The organism is Streptococcus suis, from assembly GCF_019794555.1.
Taxonomy (GTDB): Bacteria; Bacillota; Bacilli; order Lactobacillales; family Streptococcaceae; genus Streptococcus; species Streptococcus suis_AB.
Window position 1 is genome coordinate 115,145 of record NZ_JAIMEP010000004.1, and the last position, 17,483, is coordinate 132,627.

The following is a 17,483-nucleotide window of genomic DNA, read 5'->3' on the forward strand; positions in this document are numbered from 1 at the left end:
TTTTTGTGGTAGGCTTATTGTTCAATGTGGTTGGTTTTGGTTTGATTGAGCCAAGCGTAGGCGATACCGATAAAGAGACCGGCTCCGAGCCAATTTCCAAAAAAGACCACAATCCATTGACGAAGGATATTGATCATATTGAAGGCTTCGACATTGCTTCGAGTAGCGTTAAAAGCTAGGAGCATGAAAGATGCGAAATTGGCGACCAGATGCTCATTGATGAGGAAAACGAACATAAAAATGGAGGAAATGATGACAAAGAACTTAGCAGACTGTTCTTTGATGAGCATGAAGCCAAGGATTGCCATATTTACAAACATATTAGCCGTGATCCCTTCAATAAAATTGCTCCAGTCAGATTTTCCAAGTTTGATGGTAACGGCATTGACGACAAAGCTCTTATCAGAGAGATTGAGATAGGAGAAGGACTGATTGAAGAGCCAGGCTAGAATAGTAGCGCCTACAAAGTTAAAGAAAGTACAGTATAGCAGCATCAGTGTTACTTTTTTCCAGCTAATTTGCTTATAGTAGGCACCAGTTGTGAGATACATCATGTTAGATGTGGCTAATTCACCACCAAAAATAAGAACAAAAACCAGCCCAATAGCAAAGATGAAGGTAAAGACAAAGCGCGACAAACTTGGAAATTGACTGGCAATAACGTCTGCTCCGATAATACCGACAGCTGTTGACATAGTCAGGTAGGCTCCTGCATACATAGAACGCAAGGCATAGCGGCCTAGACTTTCGTCAAAAAGGGCTTCTTTTTTTGAAACTGCAGCTGAAATTTTTTCTTGAAATGGTGACATAGGAACTCCTTGTGAAATCATGGTCAATGTTTTGTTTGAAAAATATAGTGGGAAGAGTTCTTCCCACTATATGTGAACGATTAGTGAGCAGATGCACCAGAATCTGCATCTGTCGGTGTGGAAGTAGCAGGGGCACTACCAGCATCTGATGCACCAGAGGTTGCGTCAACATGCGCAGGAGCTGCGGCAGTTCCCGAACCACCAACCAAGCGTTGACCAGTAGCTTCAAGATACCAATCTAGCCATGGTTTGAAATTAAAGATAATTTCATTGATACCAGCGTAGGATCCGTCAGGATAGTACATAGCTTGGTAGTTGTGGGTGTTGATAATTTCAGCAGGGGTACCGGGTACAATGGTACGAACATATTCCTGGTTACCATTACGCAAGGTACCGACAACCCATTCAACATTCTTCATGCGGGCAGGAGGTAGCGTACCGTGGACAGTTGATAGGCGATTTCCTACTTGAGCAAGTACCCGTTTACCCAACATGGTATCAGGTTCTTGGTGACTATTGTTGTAGTAGAGGAACTGGTTATTATCATCTGCATAGGTCAATTCAAATGGCATCGCATTGAGGAACATATTGAGTTGGTTAACGGTCAATAGACCATTGTCTAGTTTAACATAGGTGTCTCCCTCAACTGCGTTAACTAATTTAGAAGCCTTTTCTAGCCAATCTGGATCATCGGGATCCACACCAGTGATGGTTGTTGCGATTGGTTTGGTACAGTCTAAATCTTCTGGTGCGATTGGTTTTGGTTTTTTCAATTTGGATACAACACCGACATACTTGATAAAGTTGTCTAGACAGCTTTCTAAGAATTTCACGGTGCCTTCATTGATGATATTGCCCTTGTCGTCAAACGCTTCTTTGGCCTTACCAAGGAGGAATTCGTTACCTGGTAGTGTGTAAGCATTGACACCTGGTGCATCTAAAATTTTCCGTAGGTGAACTTGGGCACGAGAAGTTCCTTGATCGTAGTAAGATGCCCCGATAATCATAACTGGTTTATTTTCGAATGGGTGTAAATTAAAGTTGAGCCATTCCAGAGTACTCTTAAGGGCAGGGGTAATGGTATGATTGTGCTCAGGGGTAGCAATAATGACCCCGTCAGCACGGGTGATTTTGTTGTAAAGGTATTGAATTGCAAAACAATCAGACTGGTCTTCGTCCTGATTGAACATTGGAGCATCTTTGATTTCCAAAAGTTCTAGTTCAAACTTCACTTTAAAGTGGCGTTGAATGAATTGCAATAGCATACGGTTATAAGATTGATCTGCATTTGATCCAACAATTCCGACAAATTTCATAGTATATTCCTCTCTTACAGGTTTTCCCAATCGAAGTTTTCAGCTTCTTTTTGGAGTAATTTTTTGGCGTTAGACAGCTTGCTAGTCATGGTGACAAAGAGGCGGAAGTCATCAAAGATGGCATCCAGTTTTTGACTAGTTTCTAAATCAATGAGCTCCCCATTGGCATCAAAGGCTTGCAAGGAATGTGACAATAAAAATTCATCTGGCAAGACAGTGGCCTTGAGTTCAGGAGCGTTGAGAATTTGACGTAGCTGTAGTTGGGCACGAGAGGAACCAAGTGTTCCATAAGAAGCACCAGTAATCATAACTGGTTTGTTTAATAGTGGATAGACACCGTATGATACCCAAGCAAGGGCATTCATAAGGACAGCTGGAATAGAGTGGTCATATTCGGGAGTTCCGATGATGACTCCGTCAGCAGCCTCAATTTTTGCGACCAATTCTTTGACAATTTCTGGTAATTCTCGATTGGCTGGTTTATTGAAGATTGGGAGTTCCTTGATTTCAACCAGTTCGATATCTGCCTTATCAGCGAAGTGTTGTTCAATGTACTGCAAGAGTTTGCGGTTGGTTGAGCGAGCGGAGTTTGTTCCGACCAGTCCTAGAAGTTTCATGGCGTCTTCTCTCTTTCCTAAATTTGGTACCTTTATCATACCCTTTTATCCAATAAAATGTAAGCGCTTTCTGAAAATGTAATAAAATTGTTCAAAAATTCACGAGTTTTTTGGTATAATATTAGTATGCAGAGAATATTCTATCTAGTATTTGGTTTTGTTAGTTTGATGGTTGGTGTCATTGGGATTGTTTTGCCGATAGTCCCGACAACCCCTCTTTTACTTTTGGCAGGATTTTGCTTTGCTAGAAGTTCAAAAAGGTTTGAAAAATGGCTACGCAATACAAAAATTTATCAATTTTACGTAGCTGATTACGTTGAGACCAAATCCATTTCCCGCAAACGAAAAAAGCAAATCATCTGGCAAATTTACTTACTTATGGCAATTTCTATCTGGCTGGCTCCTATTTTATTGGTCAAAATGGGACTAGGACTATTAACAATCTTTATCACTTACTATTTGTTTTGGGTCATACCGGAGAAATAAAGTCAGATTTGAGGGTTGAACATCGTACTCAAAGACGGTTAGGTGATCGAGCAAGGCAACCACAGCCAACTCCTCAAACTAAACGGCTTCTACGCCGAACTCTACCACAACCAGTTTGTGTTTGAATAAAGTTGAAAACCCCAGCCACTAGGTTGGAGTTTTGCTTTACCCTGTATTTCCTGTATAATAGACCTATGAAAAGACAGAGAGTTAGAGTTGAATTATTTCCCTTGAAAAAGGAAGAAATCCTTGCCTACTTAGACGATAAGGGGATTTTAGTGAATGATTATTTCAAGACCTATCTAGCTCACCCCGCTTATCAAGAAGTGCAAGAAGTGGTGGAGAAACAGCAGTGTTTAGTTGAGATTGTCAGCCTAGCCGACATGGGATTGGATAGGGAAGCGGCCGCTCCTCAGATAGAGGAGAGAGCCGTGGAGATGGATTATCAATTACCACCAGCTCATCTGGGAGTTTATCTTCGATTGACCTTGTTGGAACAGGAAGTTAGTCAAGATGCTATACTCTCCCAAGGAAAATCACCTGACGGAGCCATTTGCCTGCTGTCGCCTCAGTTGGAAGAAGTATTCACCTTCCCTCGCAGTGTCTATCTCCGTAAGGTTGACCAAGACTTGTGGCTACGTGCAGCCCGCTTTGATGACGAGTATGCCTTTCCCTTAACAACACTTTTTGCATTTGTGACGAAAAGTGCGAATGAACAATATGAGTAAAAAGAAGAAAATGATATAAGGAGTTTTTATGAAAATCCGTGGATTCGAACTGGTCAGCCAGTATACAGATGAAAACTTATTGCCAAAACGTGAGACCGCTCATGCAGCAGGTTATGACCTGAAAGCTGCGGAGAGGGTCAGCTTGGAGCCTGGTGAGATTAAGCTGGTTCCAACAGGTGTAAAGGCCTATATGCAGGCCAATGAGGTCCTCTATCTCTACGACCGTTCGTCCAACCCTCGCAAGAAGGGGCTGGTCCTGATTAACTCGGTTGGGGTTATCGACGGTGACTACTACGGCAATCCAGCCAATGAAGGTCATATCTTTGCCCAGATGCGAAACATCACAGAAGAAACCGTTGTGGTGGAAGCTGGCGAACGCATTGTGCAAGCAGTTTTTGCCCCCTTCCTACTAGCAGATGGCGACCAGGCCGACGGTGTTCGGACGGGCGGATTTGGCTCGACGGGGAAATAGACTACTATGCAGATTCTCTTTGTACGGCATTCCGAGCCAGATTACAGCATGTTTGACCAGCATGATAATCCTCGGCTGTATGCAGGTTTTGGACGGGATTTGGCTCCTTTAACTGAAAAGGGGCGGACTTTAGCTCAGGAAATTGCTAGTAATCCTATCTTTTCCCAAGCTCAAGTAGTCGTCGCTTCAAGCGTCACACGGGCCTTGGAAACTGCGACCTACATTGCTCATGCCCAGCAACTACCTCTTCTGGTCGAGCCCTTTTTTCATGAATGGCGACCAGATATGACGGGGCAAAATGCCAGTCAAGACGAGGCTGTCTTAGCTCATCGATTATTTTTGGAAAATAGCGGAGCGGTGCCTGAGTCTTCACCTGTTCGCTATGAGACTGCTGCGGAGATGAAAGAGCGATTTTTACAGACCCTTGAAAAATACAAAGCCTATGACCGAATCGTTATCGTCTGTCACGGTATGCTGATACGCCAGTTTGTTCCCAAAAAAACCATAGCCTACTGCGAAATCCTAGAATACGCTCTATAGGAGGAAATCATCATCGCTAAGAAAAAAACAACCTTTGTCTGCCAAAATTGTGAATACCACTCGCCCAAGTATCTGGGTCGTTGCCCCAACTGCGGCTCCTGGTCTAGCTTTGTCGAGGAAGTGGAAGTCGCTGAAGTCAAGAACGAGCGGGTTAGCCTGACAGGTGAGAAGACCCGACCTATGAAGCTCAATGAAGTGTCCTCCATTCAAGTGGCTCGCACCAAGACCAACATGGAGGAGTTCAACCGCGTCCTCGGTGGTGGAGTGGTGCCGGGCAGTCTAGTTCTCATTGGAGGCGATCCAGGGATTGGCAAATCCACCTTGCTCCTGCAAGTATCGACTCAGCTGTCTACAATTGGTACCGTCCTCTATGTGTCGGGGGAAGAGTCTGCTCAGCAGATTAAGTTGCGGGCGGAACGTTTGGGCGACATCGACAGCGAGTTCTATCTCTATGCGGAGACCAATATGCAGAGCATTCGGACCGAGATTGAGAAGATAAAACCAGATTTCCTGATTATTGACTCTATCCAGACCATTATGAGCCCAGACATTTCTAGCGTGCAAGGTTCTGTCAGTCAGGTCCGTGAAGTGACCAACGAGCTCATGCAGATTGCCAAGACCAACAACATCGCAACCTTTATCGTCGGTCACATGACCAAGGAAGGAACCCTGGCTGGACCGCGGACCTTGGAGCATATGGTGGATACTGTTCTCTATTTTGAGGGCGAGCGGCAGCACACCTTCCGTATCTTGCGGGCGGTCAAAAACCGTTTTGGTTCTACCAACGAAATCGGCATTTTTGAAATGCAGTCGCAGGGCTTGGTCGAAGTTCTCAATCCAAGTGAGGTCTTTCTGGAAGAGCGTTTGGACGGAGCGACAGGCTCTGCTATTGTCGTGACCATGGAGGGCACCCGCCCTATCCTTGCCGAAGTGCAGGCTCTGGTGACCCCGACCATGTTTGGCAATGCCAAGCGGACCACGACAGGACTGGATTTCAACCGTGCCAGCTTGATTATGGCGGTTTTGGAAAAACGGGCAGGCCTGCTCCTCCAAAACCAAGATGCCTACCTTAAGTCAGCTGGCGGTGTCAAACTGGATGAGCCAGCTATTGACCTGGCGGTCGCAGTTGCCCTTGCCTCCAGTTACAAGGATAAGCCTACCAACCCACAAGAGTGCTTTATAGGCGAAATTGGTCTGACAGGTGAAATCCGCCGTGTCAATCGGATTGAGCAACGGATTAACGAAGCCGCCAAATTGGGCTTTACCAAGGTCTATGCCCCCAAAAATTCCCTGACCGGTATCAAGGTGCCCAAGGAAATCACGGTTATCGGCGTGACCACTATTGGCGAAGTCTTGCAAAAAGTGTTTAACTAATAAAAATATTCGGGAGTAGCAAATAGCTGCTCCTTTATTTGCGACAAATCAGCAAGAATGTGTTAAGCTAGAAACAGTTATTGTCTGAAAATTTCAGAAATTCTCATCGATATAGGAGGGATTATGTCATATTTTGAACATTTTATGCAAGCTAATAAAGCGTATGTTGATTTACATGGAGATTATCACTTACCATTGCGTCCCAAGACTAGGGTGGCCATTGTAACTTGTATGGATTCACGATTGCACGTAGCGCAGGCACTTGGATTGGCACTAGGGGACGCGCACATTCTGCGGAATGCGGGTGGGCGAGTGACGGATGACATGATTCGTTCTTTAGTCATTTCCCAGCAACAAATGGGAACGCGTGAGATTGTTGTCCTACATCATACGGATTGTGGAGCTCAGACCTTTACGAATGAAGACTTTGCACGCCATATTCATAAGGAATTAGGTGTAGATGTAGCTGGACAGGATTTCTTACCATTTACAGATGTAGAAGACAGCGTTCGTGAGGATATGGAATTGCTTCGTAAATCTCCACTAATTCCAGAGGATGTTGTTATCAATGGTGCTGTATATAATGTGGATACAGGTGTGATGACAGAAGTTAAATAATGCAGAGGGAATCTGGTTGCTCGGATTCCTTTATTTTTTTGTAAATATACTTGACACTTCCCTTGTTTAGTTGTAGAATTGTGTTATAAAAATAATACAAACGGAGTTTAAAATGATTTGGTTTGTTTTAGCTTGTTTTTGGTTTATTATAGCTATCTTGTGGTTAACAGGAACTTTTCGTAAAAAATAGGAGGCAACTATGTCAGACAATCGAATGAAATACACTATTGATAGTAATATGCAATTTCCTTTAGTAGAGATTGCTTTGGAGGCTGGTGAGTCAGCTTATATCCAGCAGGGAAGTATGGTTTACCACACGCCAAGCGTAACATTGAATACTAAGCTCAATGCACGCAGTGGTTCTGGTTTTGGTAAACTCATGGGAGCTATCGGTCGTTCCATGGTATCAGGGGAATCCATGTTTATCACCCAAGCCGTTTCGAATAGCAATGACGGAAAAATAGCTTTGGCTCCCTCTACTCCTGGACAGGTCATTGCCTTAGAACTTGGAGCTCAACAATATCGCCTAAATGATGGTGCATTTCTTGCTCTTGATGGTTCTGCTCAGTATAAAATGGAACGTCAAAGTGTAGGTAAAGCTTTCTTTGGTGGTCAGGGCGGTCTCTTTGTTATGACCACTGAGGGTTACGGTACTCTTTTAGCAAATGCCTTTGGTTCAATTAAGAAAATTGAGTTAACAGGTGGTAGTATTACAATTGATAATGCGCATGTCGTTGCTTGGAGCCGAGAGCTAGATTACAACATCCATATGGAAAATGGTTTCTTACAATCAATTGGTACAGGTGAGGGGATTGTCAATACATTCTCAGGTTACGGTGAAATCTATGTACAAAGTTTGAATATTGAAACCTTTGCTCAAGTTATCGGTAATCATATTGTCGGTACAGGTGGTGACGGTGGTGGTAGCACCTCACTTCTTGATGCGATTTTTTAAGATAGACCATTTGTATCATTGTCGTTAAATATTAATATTATAAAGATGAAGAAGTAGTGATGAGTATAGTTTTCATCCCTACTTCTTTTGTATTTTTTTAATTTAGGTTTGAATATTAAGACATCAAATCTATGGAATAAAACACAAGAAACAATACATTTATATAATACCAAAATAGTCGTATTCACAACTTGGGCGAGATATATTTCTGTGCATGTTTGTAAGTAAAATAATTTGTAAAAATTAATTGTAATTTGCTATAATGATGAGAAAGTCTTGAAAATAAACTGAAAAAATACTGAATGAGGGAACATGGATTTTTCTAAAAAAAATAAACAGTTAGTTGAGTCAAGTAAAAAATCTATTGTTACATTGCATAAGTCTGGTAAACACTGGGTAAGTACTATTTTAACAAAGGTCGGGTTGATCAAAGTAGCTTCTACAGATATTGTGAATGTTGAGGCAAATATTGAAATAACCGGATTCACTTCTAAAAGTATGTTGTTACAAAGTGTACTAGCAACTGGGGCAGTGTTTGGTGGAATTATTGCAGATAACAATGTATTAGCTGAGGAAGTAGATGAGAAAGTCTTTGCATACAATATTTTAGATGAAACAGATATTACTCCGGTGGCATTTGCAGAATCGATGATAGTAGCAAGTTCTGATAGTTGCTTATTAGCGAAGTCGAATGATCAAAATGAATTAGGGGAAGAATCTGAGTCTTTGTCTGGGAGTACGAGTGAGTCTTACTCTCATAGCAGCATTGACTCCGAAATCGGCTACGAATCTATGTCAGTAGCAGAAAGTATACAAAGTGAAACAACTTCTGAACTAGGTTACGTGGGAGAGTTTTCTGAACCATTATCATCTGTGAATGCAGAGAAGTCATCATTAGAAGAACTTGAGAATGTTTCAATCATAGTGGATAGTATAGAAGCATTGGATCTATCTAATTATAATAGTGCTATTGCATCGCTAAATGATGCAATTAATCAAATTGTTCCAATTGGGGCTGAGCAACAGGTATCTGCTTACAATAAATATCTTCTTAGTTTGCAAGAAGCCATAGTAGCAAGAACTAATTTAGAATCACTTCTAGTCTCCTCTGAATTAACACAGTCAGCTATTGATGAGGTTGCAATATCGGGTGCTCAGTCAGCAATTCGACTTAGGATGAGATATCAACAGTTGCTACAATCCTATAATAAAGCCCAATCAGTTTCTGATGGAGGAACGACAAACCTTAGAGCAGCAAATAGCAGTGCTGAGGAAACGATATTGGTTTTTTCGGAGGGTGATGCAAATTCAAAATATAAAGATAAAAGAATTTCTTTGATTGAGGGTAGATTAAATCTTGATACTAAAATCATTAACTGGAAAGTTATATATAACCCAATAAATAGTGGTATGGCATATGCAGGTTTGTATGTGGCATCTGTCTCGGATTTAGGAACAGCCCAGGATGTGACAGTAAATGGCCAACCGCTCATTTTGGATACTAGTTTTGTTAATCCGTCTGTCGCATTAGGAACAAATCTATCAACTTTAGATTATACAGGCCGATATTACGGGAAAAACTATAGTTATGCAACTACAACAGTTGACACTAGCCAGCCAATTATTTACACCTTTACAACAACTGCGGGAACCTCTCTAGCAAATGTTGCTTTATATGTTCAAGCGGCTATTAATACTACAACTAATCAGGTGCATGCAACTACATCAGAATTAAATGGTAGTACGAATCTTAGTGGAATGTTGGTCAATTATAAAACATCGTTCACTTCTGTAGAATCAAATAGTTATGTTCAATCAACATCAGAGTCAATCCAGCGGTCACTCAGTATTAAGGAGTCAACTAGTGCTAGCCAGTCATTAGTACAGTCAGCTAGTGTTTCCGTTGTTCGCTCCACCTCTATATCCGAGTCTTTATCTAATTCGCAATTCATTTCTACTTCAGCAAGTACCTCTAAATCCATTTCAACTTCAGTTTCCAATGTTCAGAGTGCGTCTGCCTCATTCTCCGAATCAATTTCAAGTTCAATTAGCGCATCCGCTTTGATTTCTGAATCAACTTCAATTTCGTTGAGTGAATCCACTTCGGTTTCCGAATCAATTTCAATGAGTGAATCCACTTCGGTATCTGAATTAATTTCAAGTTCAACGAGCGCTTCCGCTTCGGTATCTGAATCAATTTCAAGTTCAGTGAGTGAATCCGCATTAGCTTCCGAATCAGTTTCAAATTCGTTGAGTGAGTCCACTTCGGTTTCTGAATCAACTTCAAGTTCAAAGAGTGAATTGGCCTCGATTTCAGAATCAATTTCAAATTCGTTGAGCGCATCCATTTCGGTATTCAAATCAGTTTCAAGTTCAATGAGTGAATCCGCTTCGGTCTCTGAATCAATTTCAAATTCGTTGAGCGAATCCGCTTCGGTATCTGAATCAGTTTCAATTTCGTTGAGTGAGTCCGCATTAGCTTCCGAATCAGTTTCAATTTCGATGAGCACATCCGCTTCGGTCTCTGAATCAATTTCAAGTTCAATGAGTGAATCCGCATTAGCTTCCGAATCAGTTTCAAATTCGTTGAGTGAATCCGCTTTGGCTTCCGAATCGGTCTCAATTTCATTGAGTGAATCCGCTTCGATTTCTGAATCAACTTCAAATTCGTTGAGTGAATCAACATTGATTTCCGAATCGGTTTCAAGTTCAATGAGCGCATCCGCTTTGGTTTCAGAATCAATTTCAAGTTCAATGAGTGAATCCGCTTCGGTCTCTGAATTAATTTCAAGTTCAATGAGCGCATCCGCTTCGGTTTCAGAATCAATTTCAAATTCGTTGAGCGAGTCCGCATTAGCTTCCGAATCAGTTTCAATTTCGATGAGCGCATCCGCTTTGGTTTCAGAATCAATTTCAAATTCGATGAGCGAATCGTCCTCGATTTCAGAATCAATTTTAATTTCAATGAGTGAATCCACTTCGGTATCCGAATCAGTTTCAATTTCGTTGAGTGAATCCGCTTTGGCTTCCGAATCGGTCTCAATTTCAATGAGTGAATCCGCTTCGATTTCTGAATCAACTTCAATTTCGTTGAGTGAATCAACATTGATTTCCGAATTGGTTTCAAGTTCAATGAGCGCATCCGCTTTGGTTTCAGAATCAATTTCAAGTTCAATGAGTGAATCCACTTCGGTATCTGAATTAATTTCAAGTTCAATGAGCGCATCCGCTTTGATTTCTGAATCAACTTCAATTTCGTTGAGTGAATCCACTTCGGTTTCCGAATCAATTTCAATGAGTGAATCCACTTCGGTATCTGAATTAATTTCAAGTTCAATGAGCGCATCCGCTTCGGTATCCGAATCAATTTCAAATTCGTTGAGCGCATCCACTTCGGTATCCGAATCAGTTTCAAATTCGTTGAGTGAATCAACATCGATTTCAGAATCGATTTCAAGTTCAATGAGCGCATCCGCTTCGGTTTCCGAATCAGTTTCAAATTCAATGAGCGCATCCGATTCGATTTCTGAATCAACTTCAATTTCGTTGAGCGTATCCGCTTCGGTTTCTGAATCAATTTCAAATTCGATGAGCGTATCGTCCTCGATTTCAGAATCAATTTCAAGTTCAAAGAGTGAATCCGTATTAGCTTCCGAATCGGTTTCAATTTCGTTGAGTGAGTCCGTTTCGGTTTCTGAATCAACTTCAAGTTCAAAGAGTGAATCTACTTCGGTATCCGAATCAATTTTAAGTTCGTTGAGCGAATCGTCCTCGATTTCAGAATCAATTTTAATTTCAATGAGTGAATCCACTTCGGTTTCCGAATTAATTTCAAGTTCAACGAGCGCTTCCGCTTCGGTATCTGAATCAATTTCAAGTTCAGTGAGTGAATCCGCATTAGCTTCCGAATCAGTTTCAAATTCGTTGAGTGAATCCGCTTTGGTTTCCGAATCGGTCTCAATTTCGATGAGCGCATCCACTTCGGTTTCCGAATTAATTTCAAGTTCAACGAGCGCATCCGCTTCGGTATCCGAATCAATTTCAAGTTCAATGAGTGAATCCGCTTCGGTATCTGAATTAATTTCAAGTTCAATTAGCGCATCCGCTTCGATTTCTGAATCAACTTCAATTTCGTTGAGCGAATTGGCCTCGATTTCCGAATCAATTTCAAGTTCAATTAGCACATCCACTTCGGTTTCAGAATCAGTTTTAAGTTCAATTAGCGCATCCGCTTCGATTTCAGAATCAATTTCAAGTTCGTCGAGCACGTCCGCCTCATCCTCAGAATCAGTTTCAAGTTCAATGAGCGCATCCACTTCGGTTTCCGAATTAATTTCAAGTTCAATGAGTGAATCTACTTCGGTATCTGAATTAATTTCAATTTCAATGAGTGAATCCACTTCGGTTTCTGAATCCACTTCAAGTTCAATTAGCGCATCCGCTTCGGCCTCAGAATCAGTTTCAAGTTCAATGAGCGCATCCGCTTTGGCTTCCGAATCAGTTTCAAGTTCAATGAGCGCATCCGCTTCGGTTTCAGAATCAATTTCAATTTCGTTGAGCACATCCGCTTCGGCCTCTGAAACAGTTTCAAATTCGTTGAGCGCATCAACTTCGGTATCCGAATCAGTTTCAAATTCGTTGAGCGCATCCACTTCGGTATCCGAATCAGTTTCAAATTCGTTGAGCGAATTGGCCTCGATTTCCGAATCGATTTCAAGTTCAATGAGCGCATCCGCTTCGGTATCTGAATCAATTTCAAGTTCAGTGAGTGAATCCGCATTAGCTTCCGAATCAATTTCAAATTCGTTGAGCACACCCGCTTCGATTTCAGAATCAATTTCAAGTTCAAAGAGTGAATCCGTATTAGCTTCCGAATCGGTTTCAATTTCGTTGAGTGAGTCCGTTTCGGTTTCTGAATCAACTTCAAGTTCAAAGAGTGAATCCGTTTCAGCCTCTGAATTCGCTTCAATTTCGATGAGCACATCCGCTTCGGCCTCAGAATCAGTTTCAAGTTCAATTAGCGCATCCGCTTCGATGTCTTTTAGTGTAACTAACACAAAGGCAAATCTGGAATTACAATCTGAATTAGCAAATAAGTCTCTTCCTGAACAGGTGACGACTCAGAAATCAAAGACTGAGGCAAAGAAAATGTTACCAAATACAGGGGAAGAGAGCCCTTCATTGGCCTCTCTGTTGGGAGTAGGACTCTTGATAGGTACTTTCTTTAAACAGCGAAAGAAAAATGCTAGCGATGAATCGAATGACTAGTTCTAAAATCTTCGACTTACCATAAAAGTAAGGTCCCTCGTGTAAAGTAAGGGACTTTTCTTTATTCATTTCTACCACTTACCTTCAATTTGTAACCACTTACTGAAATGCCCTTGTATTCCCCGAATTGCCTGTTATAATAGGAGTATCAAAAGTAAAGGAGGTTTTATGAAAGTTAGGATTGAATTTGATGACAGCTTAGATCGGGTTGAAGTTATCATTAAAGCGAGTCAACTTGGACCTGAAATAGAGCAAATCCAACAAGTTTTAGGACGATTGAATCGCCCCAGCTTAGTATTTTATAAGGGAACGAGTGAATTTTTCTTAAAACTGGAAGACCTACTCTTTTTTGAAACGGATGGAAATAAGATGATTGGTCATACCAGAGATGATGCCTATGAAGTCAAGATGAAACTATATGAATTGGAAGACTGCCTTCCAGCGTATTTTTGTCGGGTTTCTAAATCAACGATTGCCAATGCTAGAGCTGTGTATTCATTGGATAAGTCTTTTTCAGGAACAAGTCGAATTTCCTTTCATATTTATTTATCTTCTTTGCGGGAAATATTTTGGGTTCCTCTTTGGTCTTTAGCCTCTTCAAAAAGACCAGCATGGTGACGCTTGAAGTGGCAGCCACTTTCTCTCTTCTTGGCGTTTTTATCGGAATGTTGCTACATCAACTGCCAATTATTTTCTTCTTCCTTACTACAATGGGAATTAGTTCTGGAGCTAGTGGACCTAAGTTTAACGCTAAGTTTGTCAATTCTATGCCAGAGGAGCAGTTGGCGACCATAGTCGGAGCGGTATCGACCTATTTTATGCTAGGTCAAGCTTTTACTCGACTATTGGTTTCGGGTTTGGTCTTAATCTTGACTGTCAATCAGATTAGCGAACTTTTCCTAGCTGCAACTGGTTTGTTAGTCCTCTATGTCTTCTACTGGCTGGCACGCAACCAAAAAACACCGGCTCTTTGTCAACTGTAGTGGGTAGATGAAAAGCTAACACCTAGAGAGGACGAACTTCGTTCTCTCTTTCTTTATGTTCAAAGCAATCAAAATTCGTTTTTTAAAGTTTTCAAAGTTCCTGAAACCAAAGGCATTTCTCTTAATGACTTTGATGAGATTATTAGTAGCTTCCAGTTTGGCGTTGGAATAAGGCAATTCTAGGGCATTCAAAACCTTGTCTTTATCCTTTAGAAATGTCTTAAATACCGTCTGGAAAATAGGATTGACAGTGGCTATTTCCTGTTCGATGAGACTGAAGAAATGGTCTGAGTTCTTCTCTTGGAAATGGAATAAGAGCAATTGATAGAGTTCATAGTGCTGTCGTAGTTCCTCGGAGAAAGACAGGAGTTTTTCCAGTATTTCCTTGTTAGTCAAATGCATTCGAAACATAGGGCGATAAAATCGTTTATCTCTGAGTTTACGACTATCTTGTTGTATCAATTTCCAGTAGCGTTTCAAAGCACGGTATTCCTGCGATTTTCTGTCGAATTGATTCATGATTTGAATACGGACACGGTTCATAGCACGGCTAAGGTGTTGCACAATATGAAAGCGGTCGAGTACGATTTTTGCATTCGGAAAAAGCTGTTTAGCAAGTTGATAATAGGGACTAAACATATCCATGGTAATCACTTTGACCTGATTTCTAACCTTTCTAGGATAGCGTAGAAAGTGGTTTCGGATGGTTGCTTGAGTTCTTCCGTCGAGAATGGCAATGACGTTTAGGGAGTCGAAATCTTGAGCGATGAAGCTCATTTTCCCCTTCTTGAAGGCATACTCGTCCCAGGATACCACCTCAGGTAAGGTATTCCAATCTGTTTCAAACTTGAACTCATTGAGCTTTCTCATAACTGATGATGTTGAGATAGATAGCCTGTGTGCAATATGTGTCATTACTTGATTTTCGATGAGTAACTGGGCGATCTTCTGACTAACAGCGACGGAGATTTGGTGGTTCTTCTTGACAAGAGGAGTTTCAGCGACAGCCATTTTCCCACATTCTTTACACTTGAAACGACGCTTTTTAAGGCGGATAAGGAGTGGGTAACCAGCAGTTTCTAGGTAAGGGATTTTTGATGCTTTCTGGTAGTCGTACTTAGCCATTTGTCCCTTGCATTCTGGACATTTAGGAGCCATGTAATCCAAGTAACCGTGGAGTTCAAAGTGAGTTCCCATATCATACTCATCAGTGATAGTAATATTTTTGTCTTTAATTCTGAGAAAATTTGTGATAAAATTTAGTTGTTCCATATGAGTCTTTCTAATGTGAGTTTGGTTGCTTTTCATTATAGGTCATATGGGACTTTTTGTATATACTTAAAAAGGCTCTATAATTTCCATAGTGGTTTTACCCACTACAGAAATTATAGAGCCAAAACACCTCAAAATCAGTCTCTCTAGGCTGATTTTTCTGTTTTCTTATGCATATCTATGCTATAATGTTCTTGATTGCTACTCTTCGAAAATCAAATTCAGGCGTCGTTGACTTGACTTGATGAGTGACAAGCTCCAGTGGAGCTTGTCAGCCTGCTACCCGAAAACAAAAAAGTAGCGGGTTCATCTACCTCTTAGTTGATGCGAACTTCGTTCGCTCTATTTCCAACCTTCAACTATCTCCCTAATAGTTGAAGCTAGTCTGAATTCGATTTTCATTGAGTATGAAAATTTTACAGGAGAGAAACATGACTAAACCAATTCGCGTGCGTTACGCACCAAGTCCAACGGGACTTTTACATATCGGAAATGCTCGTACAGCATTGTTTAACTATCTTTTTGCCCGTCATCACGGCGGTACTTTCCTTATTCGTATCGAGGACACAGACCGCAAGCGCCATGTGGAAGACGGTGAGCGTTCTCAGCTTGAAAACCTGCGTTGGTTGGGGATTGACTGGGATGAGAGTCCAGAAACTCATGAGCAATACCGTCAGTCTGAGCGTTTGGATATTTACCAAAAGTATGTTGAACAGCTCTTGGCAGAAGGTAAGGCCTACAAGTCTTATGTGACCGAAGAGGAATTGGCGGCGGAGCGTGAGCGTCAGGAAGCTGCTGGCGAAACTCCTCGCTACATCAACGAATACCTGGGTATGTCTGAAGATGAAAAAGCAGACTACATCGCAGAGCGTGAGATGGCTGGCATTGTCCCAACTGTTCGCTTGGCTGTCAACGAAGCTGGTATTTACAAGTGGAATGACATGGTTAAGGGCGAAATCGAGTTTGAAGGTGGCAACATCGGTGGTGACTGGGTTATCCAGAAACGTGACGGCTATCCAACCTACAACTTTGCCGTGGTTATTGACGATCATTTGATGGAGATTTCGCACGTTATCCGTGGGGACGACCACATTGCCAATACACCTAAGCAATTGATGGTTTATGAGGCACTAGGCTGGGAAGCGCCAGAATTTGGTCACATGACTTTGATTATCAACTCTGAGACTGGTAAAAAACTGTCCAAACGTGATACCAATACCCTTCAGTTTATCGAAGATTACCGTCGTAAGGGTTACATGCCTGAAGCTGTCTTCAACTTTATCGGTCTCTTGGGTTGGAACCCGGGTGGTGAAGAGGAAATCTTCTCTCGTGAGCAATTTATCCAACTCTTTGATGAGAACCGCCTCAGCAAGTCACCAGCAGCCTTTGACCAAAAGAAAATGGACTGGATGAGTAATGAGTACATCAAGAATGCGGATTTGGAAACTATTTTCAACCTTGCCAAACCATTCTTGGAAGAAGCGGGTCGCTTGACAGATAAGGCAGAGAAATTAGTGGAACTTTACAAGCCACAATTATCTTCTGCAGATGAAATCGTTGGTTTGACAGACCTTTTCTTCTCTGATTTCCCAGAATTGACTGATGAAGAAAAAGAAGTCATGGCAGGCGAAACAGTACCGACTGTTTTAAATGCCTTCAAGGAAAAATTGGAAGCCATGACAGACGAAGATTTCCAACCAGATAACATCTTCCCACAAATCAAGGCTGTTCAAAAAGAAACAGGTATCAAGGGCAAGAACCTCTTCATGCCAATCCGTATCGCCGTTTCAGGCGAAATGCACGGACCAGAGTTGCCAAATACTATTTACCTGCTCGGCCGTGAAAAATCTATCCAGCATATTGACAATATGTTGAAATCTTTGTAAGATAAGTAATCCCCGCTGTCCTGTGACAGCGGGGATTTTGTTATGTGACTTTTAGTCCGTCACGCTCCGTAAGGTGCGTGACAAATAAACCACCCGCTATGCGGGTGCGCGACGAAGGTTATACCAAAAAAGAACTCCAAACGCGATACAATAAAGGTG

17 protein-coding genes and 1 pseudogene are annotated in these 17,483 nt (G+C 41.7%); 11 read left to right on the forward strand and 7 right to left on the reverse strand.

The features are described 5' to 3' along the window. Positions 1–14: 14 nt before the first annotated feature. The 3 genes from K6V48_RS03010 to K6V48_RS03020 all read right to left on the reverse strand — a co-directional run bounded on the left by K6V48_RS03010 (position 15) and on the right by K6V48_RS03020 (position 2,742). Positions 15–809: a formate/nitrite transporter family protein gene (locus tag K6V48_RS03010; protein WP_024376123.1), complete on the reverse strand. Its 795-nt coding sequence runs from the start codon at positions 807–809 to the stop codon at positions 15–17. Positions 810–889: 80 nt separating this feature from the next. Beyond that, complete coding sequence (locus K6V48_RS03015) at positions 890–2,125, reverse strand: NAD(P)H-dependent oxidoreductase (RefSeq protein WP_222367909.1); 1,236 nt, start codon at positions 2,123–2,125, stop codon at positions 890–892. Between the two features lie 14 nt (positions 2,126–2,139). Next, complete coding sequence (locus K6V48_RS03020) at positions 2,140–2,742, reverse strand: NADPH-dependent FMN reductase (protein WP_002939942.1); 603 nt, start codon at positions 2,740–2,742, stop codon at positions 2,140–2,142. A gap of 126 nt (positions 2,743–2,868) precedes the next feature. On the opposite strand from K6V48_RS03020, the gene K6V48_RS03025 reads away from it, so the two are divergent. From K6V48_RS03025 to K6V48_RS03055, 7 genes are all read left to right on the forward strand, one after another. Beyond that, the gene (locus K6V48_RS03025; RefSeq protein WP_024404939.1) at positions 2,869–3,228 is read left to right on the forward strand and encodes a YbaN family protein; all 360 of its coding nucleotides are present in this window, start codon (positions 2,869–2,871) and stop codon (positions 3,226–3,228) included. Between the two features lie 194 nt (positions 3,229–3,422). Further along, positions 3,423–3,956 (forward strand): hypothetical protein, encoded by a 534-nt coding sequence (locus K6V48_RS03030; RefSeq protein ID WP_222367936.1) that lies wholly within the window; start codon positions 3,423–3,425, stop codon positions 3,954–3,956. Between the two features lie 28 nt (positions 3,957–3,984). Beyond that, the gene (locus K6V48_RS03035) at positions 3,985–4,428 is read left to right on the forward strand and encodes a dUTP diphosphatase (RefSeq protein WP_222367911.1); all 444 of its coding nucleotides are present in this window, start codon (positions 3,985–3,987) and stop codon (positions 4,426–4,428) included. Between the two features lie 6 nt (positions 4,429–4,434). Then, complete coding sequence (locus K6V48_RS03040; RefSeq protein WP_222367913.1) at positions 4,435–4,968, forward strand: histidine phosphatase family protein; 534 nt, start codon at positions 4,435–4,437, stop codon at positions 4,966–4,968. 6 nt (positions 4,969–4,974) lie between these two features. Continuing rightward, complete coding sequence (radA, locus tag K6V48_RS03045; RefSeq protein WP_172066310.1) at positions 4,975–6,342, forward strand: DNA repair protein RadA; 1,368 nt, start codon at positions 4,975–4,977, stop codon at positions 6,340–6,342. Positions 6,343–6,465: 123 nt separating this feature from the next. Then, complete coding sequence (locus tag K6V48_RS03050; RefSeq protein WP_222367916.1) at positions 6,466–6,960, forward strand: beta-class carbonic anhydrase; 495 nt, start codon at positions 6,466–6,468, stop codon at positions 6,958–6,960. 199 nt (positions 6,961–7,159) lie between these two features. Then, entirely contained in the window at positions 7,160–7,915 is a 756-nt protein-coding gene (locus tag K6V48_RS03055) for a TIGR00266 family protein (RefSeq protein ID WP_222367918.1), read from the forward strand. Between the two features lie 1,202 nt (positions 7,916–9,117). Here K6V48_RS03055 and K6V48_RS03060 read toward each other — a convergent pair. The 3 genes from K6V48_RS03060 to K6V48_RS03070 form a co-directional block, all read right to left on the reverse strand. Continuing rightward, complete coding sequence (locus K6V48_RS03060; protein WP_222367919.1) at positions 9,118–9,408, reverse strand: hypothetical protein; 291 nt, start codon at positions 9,406–9,408, stop codon at positions 9,118–9,120. Positions 9,409–9,726: 318 nt separating this feature from the next. Continuing rightward, positions 9,727–9,897, reverse strand: a complete 171-nt coding sequence (locus tag K6V48_RS03065; protein ID WP_222367921.1) for a hypothetical protein — start codon at positions 9,895–9,897, stop codon at positions 9,727–9,729. A gap of 21 nt (positions 9,898–9,918) precedes the next feature. Continuing rightward, positions 9,919–12,972 carry a hypothetical protein gene (locus tag K6V48_RS03070; RefSeq protein ID WP_222367923.1) on the reverse strand — a complete coding sequence of 1,018 codons (3,054 nt, stop codon included), beginning with the start codon at positions 12,970–12,972 and terminating at the stop codon, positions 9,919–9,921. A 91-nt stretch (positions 12,973–13,063) separates the two neighbouring features. Here K6V48_RS03070 and K6V48_RS12085 point away from each other — a divergent pair, with 91 nt between their 5' ends. From K6V48_RS12085 to K6V48_RS03085, 3 genes and pseudogenes are all read left to right on the forward strand, one after another. Continuing rightward, on the forward strand, positions 13,064–13,183 hold the full coding sequence (locus K6V48_RS12085) for an LPXTG cell wall anchor domain-containing protein (protein ID WP_172066298.1): 120 nt from the start codon (positions 13,064–13,066) through the stop codon (positions 13,181–13,183). A gap of 168 nt (positions 13,184–13,351) precedes the next feature. Then, the gene (locus K6V48_RS03080; RefSeq protein ID WP_222367925.1) at positions 13,352–13,801 is read left to right on the forward strand and encodes a LytTR family DNA-binding domain-containing protein; all 450 of its coding nucleotides are present in this window, start codon (positions 13,352–13,354) and stop codon (positions 13,799–13,801) included. Then, positions 13,729–14,166 (forward strand): annotated as a pseudogene (locus K6V48_RS03085) (MFS transporter); the annotation flags it as partial. The gene K6V48_RS03080 and the pseudogene K6V48_RS03085, both read left to right, overlap by 73 nt. A 15-nt stretch (positions 14,167–14,181) precedes the next feature. Here the strand turns inward: K6V48_RS03085 and K6V48_RS03090 are convergent. After that, positions 14,182–15,438, reverse strand: a complete 1,257-nt coding sequence (locus K6V48_RS03090; RefSeq protein ID WP_222367927.1) for an ISL3 family transposase — start codon at positions 15,436–15,438, stop codon at positions 14,182–14,184. Positions 15,439–15,869: 431 nt separating this feature from the next. Between K6V48_RS03090 and gltX the strand changes: the two genes are divergently transcribed. Then, the gene (gene gltX / locus K6V48_RS03095) at positions 15,870–17,324 is read left to right on the forward strand and encodes a glutamate--tRNA ligase (protein WP_222367929.1); all 1,455 of its coding nucleotides are present in this window, start codon (positions 15,870–15,872) and stop codon (positions 17,322–17,324) included. Positions 17,325–17,483 lie beyond the last annotated feature (159 nt).